The sequence below is a fragment of the Prochlorococcus marinus XMU1411 genome, assembly GCF_017696075.1.
Classification (GTDB): Bacteria; Cyanobacteriota; Cyanobacteriia; order PCC-6307; family Cyanobiaceae; genus Prochlorococcus_A; species Prochlorococcus_A marinus_V.
On sequence record NZ_JAAORI010000004.1, the window covers coordinates 285,986 to 300,171 of the forward strand.

The 14,186-nt window shown below is 33.0% G+C and carries 15 protein-coding genes; 7 read left to right on the forward strand and 8 right to left on the reverse strand.

What is annotated here, in order from left to right; genetic code table 11:
- The first annotated feature begins 38 nt into the window (after positions 1–38).
- Both purD and HA145_RS07595 read left to right on the forward strand, forming a co-directional pair.
- Entirely contained in the window at positions 39–1,370 is a 1,332-nt protein-coding gene (gene purD, locus HA145_RS07590; RefSeq protein ID WP_209128582.1) for a phosphoribosylamine--glycine ligase, read from the forward strand.
- 4 nt (positions 1,371–1,374) lie between these two features.
- Entirely contained in the window at positions 1,375–3,441 is a 2,067-nt protein-coding gene (locus HA145_RS07595) for a HAMP domain-containing sensor histidine kinase (RefSeq protein ID WP_209128583.1), read from the forward strand.
- Here HA145_RS07595 and kaiC read toward each other — a convergent pair.
- On the reverse strand, positions 3,438–4,967 hold the full coding sequence (kaiC, locus tag HA145_RS07600) for a circadian clock protein KaiC (RefSeq protein WP_209128584.1): 1,530 nt from the start codon (positions 4,965–4,967) through the stop codon (positions 3,438–3,440). The genes HA145_RS07595 and kaiC overlap by 4 nt on opposite strands.
- Before the next feature lie 69 nt (positions 4,968–5,036).
- Positions 5,037–5,354 (reverse strand): circadian clock protein KaiB, encoded by a 318-nt coding sequence (gene kaiB, locus HA145_RS07605; protein WP_011376985.1) that lies wholly within the window; start codon positions 5,352–5,354, stop codon positions 5,037–5,039.
- Between the two features lie 143 nt (positions 5,355–5,497).
- Between kaiB and rplU the strand changes: the two genes are divergently transcribed.
- On the forward strand, positions 5,498–5,935 hold the full coding sequence (rplU, locus tag HA145_RS07610; protein WP_209128585.1) for a 50S ribosomal protein L21: 438 nt from the start codon (positions 5,498–5,500) through the stop codon (positions 5,933–5,935).
- Between the two features lie 9 nt (positions 5,936–5,944).
- Positions 5,945–6,205 carry a 50S ribosomal protein L27 gene (gene rpmA / locus HA145_RS07615; RefSeq protein WP_209128586.1) on the forward strand — a complete coding sequence of 87 codons (261 nt, stop codon included), beginning with the start codon at positions 5,945–5,947 and terminating at the stop codon, positions 6,203–6,205.
- Here rpmA and HA145_RS07620 read toward each other — a convergent pair.
- Entirely contained in the window at positions 6,198–6,872 is a 675-nt protein-coding gene (locus HA145_RS07620; protein ID WP_209128658.1) for a class I SAM-dependent methyltransferase, read from the reverse strand. The genes rpmA and HA145_RS07620 overlap by 8 nt on opposite strands.
- A 142-nt stretch (positions 6,873–7,014) precedes the next feature.
- On the opposite strand from HA145_RS07620, the gene truB reads away from it, so the two are divergent.
- Positions 7,015–7,938 carry a tRNA pseudouridine(55) synthase TruB gene (gene truB, locus HA145_RS07625; RefSeq protein ID WP_209128587.1) on the forward strand — a complete coding sequence of 308 codons (924 nt, stop codon included), beginning with the start codon at positions 7,015–7,017 and terminating at the stop codon, positions 7,936–7,938.
- 3 nt (positions 7,939–7,941) lie between these two features.
- On the opposite strand, the gene HA145_RS07630 is transcribed toward truB, so the two are convergent.
- A complete protein-coding gene (locus HA145_RS07630; protein ID WP_209128588.1) occupies positions 7,942–9,117 on the reverse strand; it encodes a SpoIID/LytB domain-containing protein in 1,176 nt (391 codons plus the stop codon).
- Between the two features lie 88 nt (positions 9,118–9,205).
- Between HA145_RS07630 and rnz the strand changes: the two genes are divergently transcribed.
- Complete coding sequence (rnz, locus tag HA145_RS07635) at positions 9,206–10,144, forward strand: ribonuclease Z (protein ID WP_209128589.1); 939 nt, start codon at positions 9,206–9,208, stop codon at positions 10,142–10,144.
- Between the two features lie 74 nt (positions 10,145–10,218).
- Complete coding sequence (locus HA145_RS07640) at positions 10,219–10,779, forward strand: pentapeptide repeat-containing protein (protein ID WP_209128659.1); 561 nt, start codon at positions 10,219–10,221, stop codon at positions 10,777–10,779.
- A gap of 9 nt (positions 10,780–10,788) precedes the next feature.
- On the opposite strand, the gene HA145_RS07645 is transcribed toward HA145_RS07640, so the two are convergent.
- The 4 genes from HA145_RS07645 to serA form a co-directional block, all read right to left on the reverse strand.
- A complete protein-coding gene (locus HA145_RS07645; protein WP_209128590.1) occupies positions 10,789–11,157 on the reverse strand; it encodes a hypothetical protein in 369 nt (122 codons plus the stop codon).
- Positions 11,158–11,234: 77 nt separating this feature from the next.
- On the reverse strand, positions 11,235–11,534 hold the full coding sequence (locus HA145_RS07650; RefSeq protein ID WP_011376994.1) for a ferredoxin: 300 nt from the start codon (positions 11,532–11,534) through the stop codon (positions 11,235–11,237).
- A 128-nt stretch (positions 11,535–11,662) separates the two neighbouring features.
- Complete coding sequence (gene prmA, locus HA145_RS07655) at positions 11,663–12,580, reverse strand: 50S ribosomal protein L11 methyltransferase (protein WP_209128591.1); 918 nt, start codon at positions 12,578–12,580, stop codon at positions 11,663–11,665.
- Positions 12,581–12,597: 17 nt separating this feature from the next.
- Positions 12,598–14,184 (reverse strand): phosphoglycerate dehydrogenase, encoded by a 1,587-nt coding sequence (gene serA, locus HA145_RS07660; protein ID WP_209128592.1) that lies wholly within the window; start codon positions 14,182–14,184, stop codon positions 12,598–12,600.
- Between the last annotated feature and the right edge of the window lie 2 nt (positions 14,185–14,186).

Here is a 14,186-nt window from a genome sequence, read left to right on the forward strand (position 1 = left end):
TTTTCATCTAAACCTCATAGCCTTCAAGAAACAAATTAATGAGTATTAATTCAAAAAATTTTAAGAGCCTCAGTATATTAGAAAATATTTTAATAATTGGAAATGGAGGAAGAGAAAATTCTTTAGCTTGGGCAATTCAAAAAAATGAATTAGTCAAAAAAATTTATTTAATCCCTGGTAACGCTGGATCAGAAAGAATAAATAAATGTGAAAGAATAAAAATCAACATTAATAATCAAACTGATTTAGTAGAAAAGCTTAATTTTTTAAAAATAGATTTAATAGTAATTGGACCAGAAATACCATTAGCAAATGGTTTAGCAGATTTACTTCGAAAAAAAGGCTTTAAAGTATTTGGCCCCGGGAAAGATGGCGCAAAATTGGAATCAAGCAAATCTTGGGCTAAAGAATTCATGAAAGACGCAAATATCCCAACTTCAAACTTTTGGAAAGTTAATTCTCTAAAAGAAGCCAAAAAAATTATCCAATCATCAACCATACCGCTTGTAGTTAAAGCAGATGGTTTAGCTTCAGGTAAAGGCGTTTTTATTCCTGATTCAAAAGATGAATGTTTAAGAGCAGCAGAATCAATCTTCAATGGTAAGTTTGGCAATTCTGGAAATGTTATAGTTCTTGAAGAAAAAATTGAGGGGCCAGAAGTTTCAGTTTTTGCTCTATGTGATGGACAGAAATTTATATTACTACCAACTGCACAAGATCATAAACGTCTCAAAGAGAAAGATAAAGGTCCTAATACTGGAGGCATGGGAGCTTATTCTCCTGCCCCATTATTAACAGATGATTACCTAGATAAAATAACTAAAGAAATAATTGAACCAACTATAAATGAATTAAATAAAAAAAATATCGATTACAAAGGAGTAATTTATTTTGGATTAATGCTCACAAAATCAGGGGCAAAAGTTATAGAATACAACTGCAGGTTTGGAGATCCAGAATGCCAAACAATAATGCCTTTGATGGATAAAAGTTTTGTATTTCTTTTAGAAAAATGCGCAATGGGAAAATTAACTGGTTCTGAAAAAATTGATACTCCTGATAAGTTAAGTGGTTGTGTTATTGCTACCTCAAAAGGTTATCCAAACAAATATAAAACTGGTTTTCCCATATCAATAGGCAAGATTGATGCAACTGATTGCCAGATTTTTGACTCGGGTACCTGTTTTAGCAAAAATGGGGAATTACTTACTGATGGTGGGAGAGTTCTGAGTATTGTCTGTCAAGATAAAGATTTTGATCGGGTTTTTGATAAAGCATACAAAAATTTAAAAGAAATAGATTTTGATGGTATCTATTTTAGAAATGATATAGGTCATCAAGTTAGAAAAAACTTTTCAACAGAGAATTAAGCTTATGGATAATGCCAATAATCGAAATAACATAGAATATGACATTCCCGATAAAAATGATACTAATAACTATTATTGGATTAATAGACTTCTTTCATGGTGGAGTGGGTTTAGTTTAAGAACGAAATTATTAGCAATAGCAACTCTGGTTGTAAGTCTCCTTATGACAGGAATTACATTTTTTGCATTAAATAGTATTCAAAGAGATGCAGGAATGAATGACACAAGATATGCTCGAGATCTTGGTTTATTGTTATCGGGGAATGTAACAGAATTAGTAGCTAATGACCAAAAAAAAGAAATTTCTAATGTAGCTGAAAAGTTTTGGAGATCAAGCAGAAACCTACGTTATATATTTTTTACTGATGCTGAAGATATAGTTCAACTTGGGATACCAATTAGCGCTACTCCAACAAGCCCAGATAGTCAGTTCCAGCTAACTAGAAAGCTAAAACTACCCTCTGAATTAAAGAAAAGACCTCAATTTCCTCTGGTTAGGCAGCACGTTACTCCTCAAGGTCAAGTAACTGATGTATTTGTACCGATGCTGTGGAAAGGTAAATATCTTGGAACTTTAGCCTTGGGAGTAACACCTAATAAGAAAGCGTTAGCAAGTGCCGCATTAACAAGAGAATTGACGATAGCAGTTTTTATCTCTATTTGGGTTTTAGTAATATTAGGGGCAGTATTCAATGCGCTTACAATCACTAGGCCTGTAAGGGAGTTGGTGAGAGGTGTTAGGGAAATTTCAAAAGGGAACTTCAAATCTAGAATTTCTTTACCTATGACAGGAGATCTAGGAGAACTTTTGAATGGATTCAACAGAATGGCTACTCAACTAGAAAATTATGACGAGGCGAACATAGAAGAACTTAAAGCTGCTCAAATCAAGCAGCAATCTTTAATAGCCACTATGGCTGATGGCGCAATATTGTTGGATTCCCAAGGAAAGATTGTACTTACTAATCCAACAGCAAAAAGATTATTTCGTTGGGAAGGTAGATTCTTAGAGGGAAAATATTTTTTAAATGAAATACCCGAAATTTTATCTAATGATTTACATACAAATATTGAATCCATTTTAAACAGAGAAAAAGAGAAAGATGATCTAAGGTTCAGCTTAGGAGAACCAGCGAGAACTTTAAGGATTGTCCTGCAATCAGTATTAGATACAAACAAAGTAGAATTAAAAGGTATTGCGGTTACAATTCAAGATCTAACTAGAGAGGTAGAATTAAACGCAGCACAAAATAGATTTATTAGTAATGTTTCACATGAGTTAAGGACACCACTTTTTAATATCAAAAGTTATGTAGAGACCTTACATGATTTAAAAGATCAGCTATCTAATGAAGAACAACTAGAATTTCTGGGAATTGCCAATTCAGAGACTGATAGGCTAACAAGGCTTGTAAATGATGTATTAGACTTATCCAGATTGGAATCTGGTAAAATAATTCAACTCGAGGAAATGGATATAAAACCAGCAATAGAACAGACTCTCAGAAATTATAGACTAAACGCTACTGAAAAAAATGTTTCATTGGCACACGATATAGAGGAAACTATTCCTTCAATTCTTGGAAATTTTGATCTTCTTTTACAAGTTTTTGATAATTTGCTGGGTAATGGATTGAAATTCAGTCCGAAAAACAGCAACCTGATGATAAGAGCTTATACTTGGCCAGATTCCTGTCCAGCTTTTCCTCCAAGTAATAAAAATAATGAGGCGCCTCAATGTGAGTTAGTTTCACCATTGCCAAAAGTAAGAATTGAGATTGCTGATACAGGGTCTGGAATATCTCAAGCGGATCAAGAGAAAATCTTTGACCGTTTTTATAGAGTTGAAAATGCTGTTCATACAGAGCAAGGAACAGGTTTGGGGTTATCTATTGTGAGAGGAATAATTGAAAAACATGGTGGGGAAATAAGAATGGCTAGTGAATTAGGAGTTGGGACAACCTTCTGGTTTGATTTGGCATTGGCACAATCTGATAAAGATGAATTATTAACCCAAAGTATCAATAATTCAGATACTTTTTCAAAATCTGAGGTAAGTGAAATTATCTAATTAGTATCTAATCCTTTAAATACATTTTGGACATTCTGATCAGGAATAACCCTATGGGGAGCACCACTGAATATCTGTTCAAAGTTAGAAAAAGAATCTTTTATTTCAGGACCTCTGCTAGTGATAATAAATTCTCTAATTCGTTTATCATGCCACGATCCACGCATTTTAAAAACATTTAAAGCTCTAGCCATCTCTCCTTTTATTTCGACATATTGAAGTAACAATATAGTATCTGTAATTGTTGAGATATGGGAATCAGTAATAGAATGACTTCCCATGAATTCTTCTGCAGTATTAGTAAAAAAGCCCGCTATCTCTTCTTGTTTTGTATAACCAGTGACGGCAATTACAAACTGTCTAAATGCATTCAAACTTACCCCTCGGGCTAATGCCGAGAGAGAATCTATTGCCATTCTCTTTGGTTTAAATTGATTAATTTGCGTTTTTATTATTTGCAAGTGATCTTCCAAACCAGTTGATTCAGGATATGCACAAATAATTTTTAATAACCCATCACTTTCCATTTTTTCAAAGTCTATTCCCCAACTAGTAGCATTTCTAAGCAATTGAGCCCTAGACTCTTCATATGCAAAAAGTATTGCTCTTTCATTGTTGTTATAGGCATCTTCTACAAATTTTGATACAAGCATTGTTTTACCTGTACCAGTAGCTCCTGTTGCGAGGATAATAGAATCTTGAAAATATCCACCACCACACATATCATCAAGATCTTTAACTCCAGAGCTAATCCTAATATTTGAAGATCTTTGCGTAAGTCTCATAGCACCAAGAGCAAAGACACTTATACCATCATTACCCATAGTGAATGGATATTCGCCTTTCATATGCACAGTTCCTCTTAACTTCAAAACTTCTAAAGTTCTTCTTCTCTTTTCTGACTCTAAAACATTTCTTAATAAGACAACATTATCAGATACAAATTCTTCTACTCCATATCTTGCAATTGGTCCGTAATCATCAACCCTTTCTGTGGTCATAACTGTTGTCACACCTATTTCTTTTAATCTTGCTATCAATCTAAATATTTCTCTTCTAACAACATAAATGGCATCATATTGTTGAAAGACAGCAGTTATAGAATCTATTGCAACTCTTTTAGCCTTATATTTTCTAATTGCATAACTAATTCTCTCAATCAAACCAGATAAGTCAAAGTTACCTGCAACATCCTGACCATCAGGGTCAGGAGAAGCATCTAGGATAAAAAGTTTATTTTGATCAATTAATTCTTGTAAATCCCAACCAAAACTTGCAGCATTTCTAATGATATCTAAAGGTGACTCCTCAAATGTGACAAAGATACCAGGTTCATCAAAGTTACAAATTCCATGGTGTAGATATTGCAAAGAAAAAACAGTTTTACCAGTTCCTGATGTACCACTAACGAGTGTGCTTCTAGATACAGGTAATCCGCCCCTACAAACATCATCAAAGCCTTCTATGCCAGTAGGCAATTTTTGTACTTGCATTTTATTTGATTTGCCAAATTTCTTATCTTTCATAGTTTTTTCTAAAGAAACCAAAATAAAAATAAATTCAATTTATTCTTAATTTTAAAAGTTTTCTATGTGTTACTTATCACCACTATATTCAGTTTCAGTTAATTCATCAAAAAGTAGATCTAAACCAATTAAAACTTTCTCTCTATCAGAGAGATCACCAATTATTCTTCTAACTGGTGGAGGTAAAATTTTTGCTAAGGTTGGGGTAGCCAAAATCTTATCTTCCTCTGCAAGTTGTGGTTGCTTAAGTACATCAATAACCTTCAAGGCATAAACCCCTTTAAATTCATTTTCTAAAATTTCTCTTAAAGTATTTAGTGCTCTCATTGAATTAGGAGTATTTCCAGCTACATAGAGTTTTAAAATATATGTTTTTCTTGCGGCCATTGTTATGGTTCCTGAATTGATATGAGAGAATTAAAATAACCCTTGACTTATTACACTACAAAATAAGAAAATAGACAAATCCTTATGATTGCTCGTTTGGCTTAATCAAATTTTAAATTTGAGCCTAATAGCGTCTTCTTTTTATGACAAATTCTAAAAACTCCTCGAACAATTCTAAAAGCAATGAATTGTATGCAATAGCGGAAACTTCGGGTCAACAATTTTGGTTCGAAGTTAACCGATACTATGACATAGACAGGTTAAATGCAAAAGAAAAAGATAAGATAATACTAGAAAAAGTTTTACTTTTAAAAGACAAAAATTCTATTACTGTTGGGAAACCATACGTTAAGGATGCAAAAATTGAATTAGAAGTAGTCTCACATAAAAGAGATAAGAAAATTCTTGTATACAAAATGCGTCCCAAAAAAAAGACAAGAAAAAAGATGGGACATAGACAAGAACTTACAAGGGTTATGGTAAAATCCATTAAAATAGGTAAGAGTGCTCCTGAGTCTTCTTCTAAAAAGGAAACTGTCAAAAAGGAAACTAAACCAAAATCTGAAAAATCTACAAATTAAAAATTTCTCATGGCACATAAAAAAGGAACAGGCTCTACAAGAAACGGAAGAGATTCAAATTCCAAGAGACTTGGTGTGAAAGCATATGGAGGAGAAAAAGTAACTGCTGGATCAATTTTAATTCGCCAAAGAGGTACATCCTTTTTACCAGGGGTCAATGTCGGCAAAGGTAAAGATGACACACTTTTTGCACTCAAAGAAGGAACTGTAAGTTTCGAAAGTATTAAAAGAAATTTAAGAAATAGAAAAAGAGTTAATATAGTTATCTAATTTTCTTATAAGCTCTTGTAGTTATAAGAATGGGATGAAATACCTCTAAAAATTTTGATTGAAGAGTCTCAAAAAACTTTTCTACAATTTGACCATCGTCGATATGAAAAGGATATTCATTCTTATCTCCTTTATAGAAATACCAATTAAACAGAGCTATAGAATTAATATCCATAATCTCACTGAAATTATTAATTTGAGAAGCTGGATCTGCAAGATGTTCCAATACATCAAGACAGACTATAGTATCAAATTTCAATATTTGTGTATCTTGAATTGACTTGCAAAAAGTAATTTTTTTTTCGACTCCTAATTTCTTAGCCCTGTATTCAACAAAATTTCTATTTGTTTGATTAATATCTACAAAAAAAACATGCTCAACTTTTGAAGACATAGCGTTTGCTAAGGCATGTGTTCCAATACCTCCTCCAAAATCCAAAACCAAATCTCTAGAAAATCTCTGCTGAAGTTTTAAAGTATCAGCGATGTAGTCCCTGCTTGTGATATGCCAAGCAGCTAAATCAGCTACATGCCTTTCTCCAACAATCTCAGTATAAAAATCTGAAACATCATTCAAAGAATCCCCAGGATGTGAATTTGCTAAATTCATTTTTGCATTTGCAAGGAATCCATCTAAATCACATTCTCTAATAGATAAATATTCCATTAAATGTGATTTCAAATTAAAAGCATTGTCTAAAAACTCTTCTAAAATATATTTATTATCTTTCAATTTCTTACCCTAAATTTCCAATAACAAAATCATAGAATGGTTATAAATCTTTCTCAAAGTATTCTTAATATTAAAAATGGAAACTAAAGATGGATTTTTAGTAATTAATAAAGATAAAGGCTGTACCTCGCATGATTGTGTTAAACAAATTAGGAAATTACTAAATACAAAAAAGGTCGGCCACACTGGAACTCTTGATCCAGAAGTTGTAGGAACATTACCAATCGCTATAGGCAGTGCAACAAGATTTATTCAATATCTTCCTCAGGATAAAACTTACATAGGGGAAGTTAAATTAGGGATAAGAACTAACACTGATGATATTCACGGAGAAATAATTAAGCAAAAAAGTTGGCCTAAAATCAGTGATGAAAAATTAGATCAATACTTAAATAGATTTAGAGGCATTATTAAACAAATTCCCCCGAAAGTATCAAGTGTGCACGTCAATGGTGAGAGAGCTTATAAAAAATCTTTCAGGAATGAAATGTTTGAACTAGCACCAAGAGAAGTAAAAATAGACGAACTTACTTTAATGAAATGGGACCAAATAAATGGAATCATAGAAATAAAAATAAAATGTTCAGCTGGCACATATATAAGAGCAATTGCAAGAGATTTAGGAGAAATTCTTAATTCTGAAGGTTGCCTTCTTCAACTAAAAAGAATTTCAGCTTGTGGCTTTGATGAACAAAACTCAATTAAAATATCTGATATCGAAAAAGAAAAGGGGGAAATAAACTGGCAAAATTTTATTATTCCAACAATTTCTGCTCTTAATCACATTTCATCATTTGTCTTAAGTAATAAAGAACAAATCAATTTTTGGCAAACAGGAAGAGCAATTAAAGTTGATATTAATCACTTCCAGGAAAGCAAATTTTTTGACTATGAAAAACCCATAAAAGTAATAGATAAAAAACAAACGCTACTTGGGATAGGCTTCTTAAATAAAGATCAATCTAATTTAAATCCAAAATTAGTACTTAATGCTAAATAACTTCTATAGGTACTCTTTTCTAAAAGGTTTAATCTTCACACCCCTATAAAAATACTTTAATATTCTCTCAGCTTTTTGGCCTCTAGACGCCAGATATTTAGTACCCCATTGACTCATTCCTACTCCATGACCTGAACCCTGCCCAAAAACTATCAAACCCTTTTTTATAGGAAATTTATTGTTTAATTCTTCCTCAAAAAATTTAAATCTCACAAAATTACTATTTAGGCCTAATCTTTTTCTTAAAACCACCCCAGACATTTGATCAGAACCATAAGCCCCAATAATTTTTACATTTTTCACCCTCCCCGTGCTTGTAAAATCTAGAATCTTTATATCTCTTAAACCTCCAATCTTGGGAAATAAATTTGTTAATTCATTACTCGATAATTTTTTTTGCCATCTAAATTTTGGATTATTTTGATCAAAATCTTTCACACTTGATAAATATGGGTATTTATTCTTCCATACATCTTGACTGTTTTCTGTCATTCCACCTGAGCTGCTATGGAACAAAGCATTAATTAATTTATTTTTATAGGTCAAAACTAAAGATCTTGTACTCTTAACGGCTCTGATAGTTTTATGAGTTCTTGACTCCAAACCGTTATAGACTTGATTTCTCTGGGTTGAATCTATATCAAATAAATTATTTCCCTTTTGCTTTAAAGCATAAGTTCTGGAGGCAATTGCTTGTGCTTTTAATGCTTCAATGGGCCATTTTGTTGGCATCTCAGAACCCACCACACTACTTAGGTATTTTTCTATTCCTAAAACATTCACTACCAATACTTCAGATTCAAGTACAAAGAGATTAAGCTTACCAGAAAACCTCTTCTGACCTACCCATATACCTCTTCCATCAGAAGATCTAACTTGAAATTGTTGATTATTTTTTAAATCATATTTTTTTTGTTTATTTTTATCAAAATATAAAATTTTTCTATCTTTCTCATTTTTCAAAGTTAAGCCTTTTATTTTTTTACTTGAAAAAAATTCCCCCTCTATGGTTAAAGGAATTGATCTATCTGATCTGATCCTTAAATTATTATTTTTTGATATCAAAACTCTAATTATTGGCTCTCTAAATGCAAAAACACTTTCACTCTGAAAAACACAAATAAATAAAACACTTATCAGATAACATTTACTATAGAAATTTTTAGATTTAAGTATCACTTTGTTTAAAAACAAATGCTTAATTTGCCTTAGTTTGACTATAAGTCTAAATTTAATCCAGATATAAAAATAAAAATATTATAAATAAGTGAATATCACCTTTTTAGGAACAAGCTCAGGAGTCCCATCCTTAACGAGAAATGTTTCTTCACTAGCACTCAAATTATCGCAGTCATCAGAAGTTTGGCTTTTTGATTGTGGAGAAGGAACGCAACATCAAATAATGAGAAGCAATATTAAATCTTCACAAATCAAGAAAATATTTATTACACACATGCATGGGGATCATATTTATGGTTTGCCTGGACTTTTGGCTACCTTAGGTTTATCAGGAAATAGTGAGGGAATTGAAATTTACGGCCCTTCAGAGTTGCAAAATTTTATAAATTCAGCACTTAAAAGTAGTTTTTGCAAATTATCATTCCCATTGCATTTTGTGGAAGTTGAAAATTTTGCATCAAAAAATAAAATTCTATTTGAAAACAACAAAATAAAAGTAAATTGCGCCTCCCTTAAACATAAAATACCCGCTTATGGTTATAGGGTAAGTGAAAAAGATAAGCCAGGTATATTTGATATCAAAAAAGCACAGTCTCTAAAAATAGCACCTGGACCAATTTATTCAGAACTGCAACAAGGTAAAAAAGTCGTATTAGCGGACGGGAGGTCATTTGATGGGAAAGAATTCTGTGGACCGCCTAGAGAGGGAGAAAGTTTTGTTTATTGCACAGATACAGTCTTTAGCGAATCAGCTGTTTCACTTTCGAAAAATGCCGATTTACTCGTTCATGAGTCGACTTTTTCAGAAGAGGATGAAAGCATGGCCTACGAAAAATTACATTCCACAACAATCATGGCTGCCAAAACAGCATTATTATCTAATGCAAAAAAATTAATTATTACTCATTTAAGTCCAAGATACACCAACAAAAATGCAATTACGCCAAGCGATTTGCTTAAAGAGGCTCAAAAAGTTTTTCCGAATACTCAGCTTGCAAAAGATTTTCTAACGGCAGAAATAAAATAAACTGCAACAGTTCGTGAGAAGAAGGGTCGTAAATGACCAACCCATGGAATAATAGTCTTAGGTTTTCTATATTGATGTTGATCGAAATGGTTTCTATTTTTTCATCACTACATGAGTCTTGTAAAAGACTATTTATTTTTCTTCCGTTAATTATTGGTTTAATTATTAATCCAATCTCTGCAAACGCACTCTATCCTAGTGATCCTTCATCAGTTGACGTACTAAAAGATGATCTTCACGGTGCCGACCTGCATAATACTGAATATGTTAAATATGATTTATCTAATCAAGATTTAGGGGAAGCTAATCTTCAAGGCGCGTATATGAGTGTAACAACTGCAAAAAACTCTAGTTTTAAAGGCGCCAATATGACGGACCTCATTGCTTATGCAACACGCTTTGATAATGCTGATTTTACAGATGCAAATCTTACTAACGGTGAGCTAATGAAAAGTGTTTTTGATGGAGCAATTATTGATGGAGCAGACTTTACTGATGCAAATCTTGATCTTTCTCAGAGAAAATCATTATGTGAAAGAGCTAGTGGAACTAACTCTCAAACTGGAGTTAATACAATAGATAGTCTTGAATGCACTGGCTTAAAAGGTTACATGCCTCCAAAGCCAAAAGCATAATATTTAAAGCTAGCTAACTTCATAAGGGAAGATATTACCAGGTTCTTTTGAACCTGGTTTTTTGCTATACCACCATTCTTGTATATCAGAAGAAAATTTCTTTGAAAAAAGAGTTATAACTGTATCAACAGGTTTAGATCCAGGCTCCAAAATCTGTACTGAGTAAGATGGGCATTTTCTTGAAGCCATATCAGCAACGAACCTAGAACCAATTCTTCTCCAACTAGGCTCCTTACTTCTCCAAGCAAGCCTTGAACAGGGCCAGGGTAACTCTTCCCTATCATAAAGTCTGCAACATGGTCCTATTACCTTATAACTGTACTGACCTCCATAACTTGATTTAACACTGCCAGTCTTAAAAAATTCAAATTTATTCATTTACAAAAAAAGCCACCTTCATAGAGGGTGGCAGAGAAATAATAAATAATCAACTTATAAAAGTTAATTTTTTATAATTAATACAATTCTTCCTCAGCATGAGTTGTAATTGTTACATCTGATGTTGGATAGGCAACACATGTAAGAACAAAACCAGCTTCTAGTTGGTCATCATCCAAGAAGCTTTGATCTGATTGATCAACACTACCTGAAGTAACTTTTCCGGCACATGTCGAACATGCTCCAGCCCTGCAGGAATAAGGAAGGTCGATACCTTGTTCTTCAGCTGCATCGAGGATGTATTGGTCATCGGGAACTTCGATAGTTGAATTGAGACCTTCACCTTCGCTGATGAGTGTAACTTTGTAAGAAGCCATTTAAATAAAAAATTGTTGGTAATTAATACCTATCAAATACATTTTTAACATCGATTAGGTCGATATGTGAGATTTTGAAGTAAAAAATGACACAATAAAATGTATGAAAGAGTATGCATAAGAAAAACTTATGCTTTGGTTGAATCGCTGGCTTTTTGCGCAGAAATGCAAGCCCAATCTTTTCTAGTTGATACATCCAATAATTTCAAGTCATTCTGAATTAATATTTTTATAATTTCATCCTTTTGTGAATTCAGAATTCCACTGAAAATGACTTCCCCATTGTTTCTCAAACACTTATAAATATTTGGAATCATTCCTTTTATTACTTCAGCAAGAATATTGCATAAAACAAAATCAAATTGTTTGAGTTGATTTGTTAAAATTACCTCATTAAATGACCCCAAATATGTATGTAAGTTGTTTAAATTACCAAAATTTAGTTGGAAATTAGATTTAGTTGAATTTATAGCTAAATAATCATTATCCACTGCACAAACCTCTTTAGCACCAAGCAATCTTGCGGCGATACTCAAAATCCCGCTACCACTCCCAATATCTAATATCTTTTTATCAGAAAATAAAATATTTTCCATTTTTTCCAAGCAAAGATAAGTCGAAGGGTGACTTCCTGTACCAAAGGCTGCTCCAGGATCAATTTTTATAATTTTTTTATCTTTAAATTTTTCATTTAGATTTATCCAACAAGGCAATATTAAAAAATGATTTCCTACTAATTCAGGCTCCCAATATTTCTTCCAGCTTGTCAACCAATCCTCCTCTTTAATTATACTCCAGTCAAAAAATTGATTCTTAGGGGCATTGATGTTTAGGAGTTTGCTAATTATTTTTTCAAAACCACGCCTAGAGCTCTCGCCCCAATCATCGACTGGAAGCCATATATTCACCTCTTTTTTATTTGCATTTTTAAAAAAATATTCAAATGAAAAACTAAATATTCCCAGCTCATTTAATTTCCAAATAATAATTTCTTCTGAATCACTTTCTATCAGAAAAGTTAGTTTATACCAATCTTTAATTGCCATTAATAGAGCAGGCCTTTTTATAAAGTAACTGGATTAGCCTTGGTAATTCCCTCAACTTCAATAATGGTATCAAGCAACTTATTAGGAATTGGATCATCAATACTTAGAACCATAACAGCTTCTCCTCTAACAATTTTGCGCCCAACTTGCATTGAGGCAATATTTACATTGTTACTACCCAATAAAGAACCAAGCTTGCCAATAATACCAGGCATATCCCTGTGCCTAGTAACCAACATATATCTGCTTGGAGATACATTAACAGGATATTGATCAATACTAATAATTCTTAATTCCCCATCAGCAAAAATGCTACCTGCTACGCTATGGTCGCCATTATCTCCATAAGTAGTTAATTGAAGCGATCCACTAGCAAATTCAGGTCTTGCCTCATCTTTACTCTCGACTACTGAAATACCTCTTGAACCTGCTTCTAGCGAAGCATTTACATAATTGATCCTATCTCCCAAAGCTTTACTTAGAAGCCCTTTTAGACTAGCTATTATTAATGGCTGGGAAGGATGTTGAACAAATTCGCCTTGAAGCTTCACCTCTAGTTTTTGAATCTGTCCACCTGAAAGCTGGCTTATAAGCAGACCCAATGTTTCAGCTAACTGCAAATGAGGTTTTAGACTATCCATAATATCAGGGCTCAAACCTGGTATGTTTACTGCAGTTCTCGCAGATAAACCAAGCAAGACATCTCTGATTTGTTCTGCAACGTCAACAGCTACATTTTCTTGTGCTTCCCGAGTAGATGCTCCTAAGTGAGGGGTAAGGATAAGATTCTTTTCAACCTTCAAAAGTGGTGAATTAGATTCCAAAGGTTCTTTTGAAAAAACATCTACTGCAGCCCCTCCAATCAATGATTTATTTAAAGCTTCTGCTAATGCTGCTTCATCAATCAAGCCTCCTCGAGCACAATTAATTAATTTTGCGCTACTTTTCATACTTTTAAGCACCTCCATGTTTACTAAATTCTCTGTCTCAGGCGTCCTAGGCAAATGCAAAGTTATATAATCTGATTGTTGGAATAAATCCTCTAGTTCAGAAAGTTTAACTTGTATTTGTTGAGCTCTTTCAGTTGAAACAAAGGGATCATATCCGTAAACTTCCATTCCTAATGCATTAGCAACTTTCGCTACATGAGCACCAATTTTCCCTAAACCTACTACACCTAATTTTTTTTTGTAAAGCTCATTCCCAACAAATTTCTTTCTTTCCCATTTACCTAACAAAGTACTACTATTAGCGATTGGAATATGTCTAGATAAGGCCAACATCATAGCTATAGTATGTTCAGCAGCAGCTATCGTATTACCCCCTGGAGAATTAACAACAAGAACTCCTTTTTGCGTAGCGGCCTTAACATCTACATTATCAACTCCAACTCCTGCTCTTCCAATAATTCTAAGCTTACTTGAAGAGTTAATAATTTCTGCAGTCACTTGAGTACCAGAGCGAATCATTAAAGCATCATAATTTCCAATAATGGAAGCCAACTCAGAGTCTGAGATTCCTATCTTCTGATCAACCTGAGCAACTTGAGAAAGAATATCGATTCCAGATTGATCAATTGGATCTGTAATGAGAACTTTTGTCATTT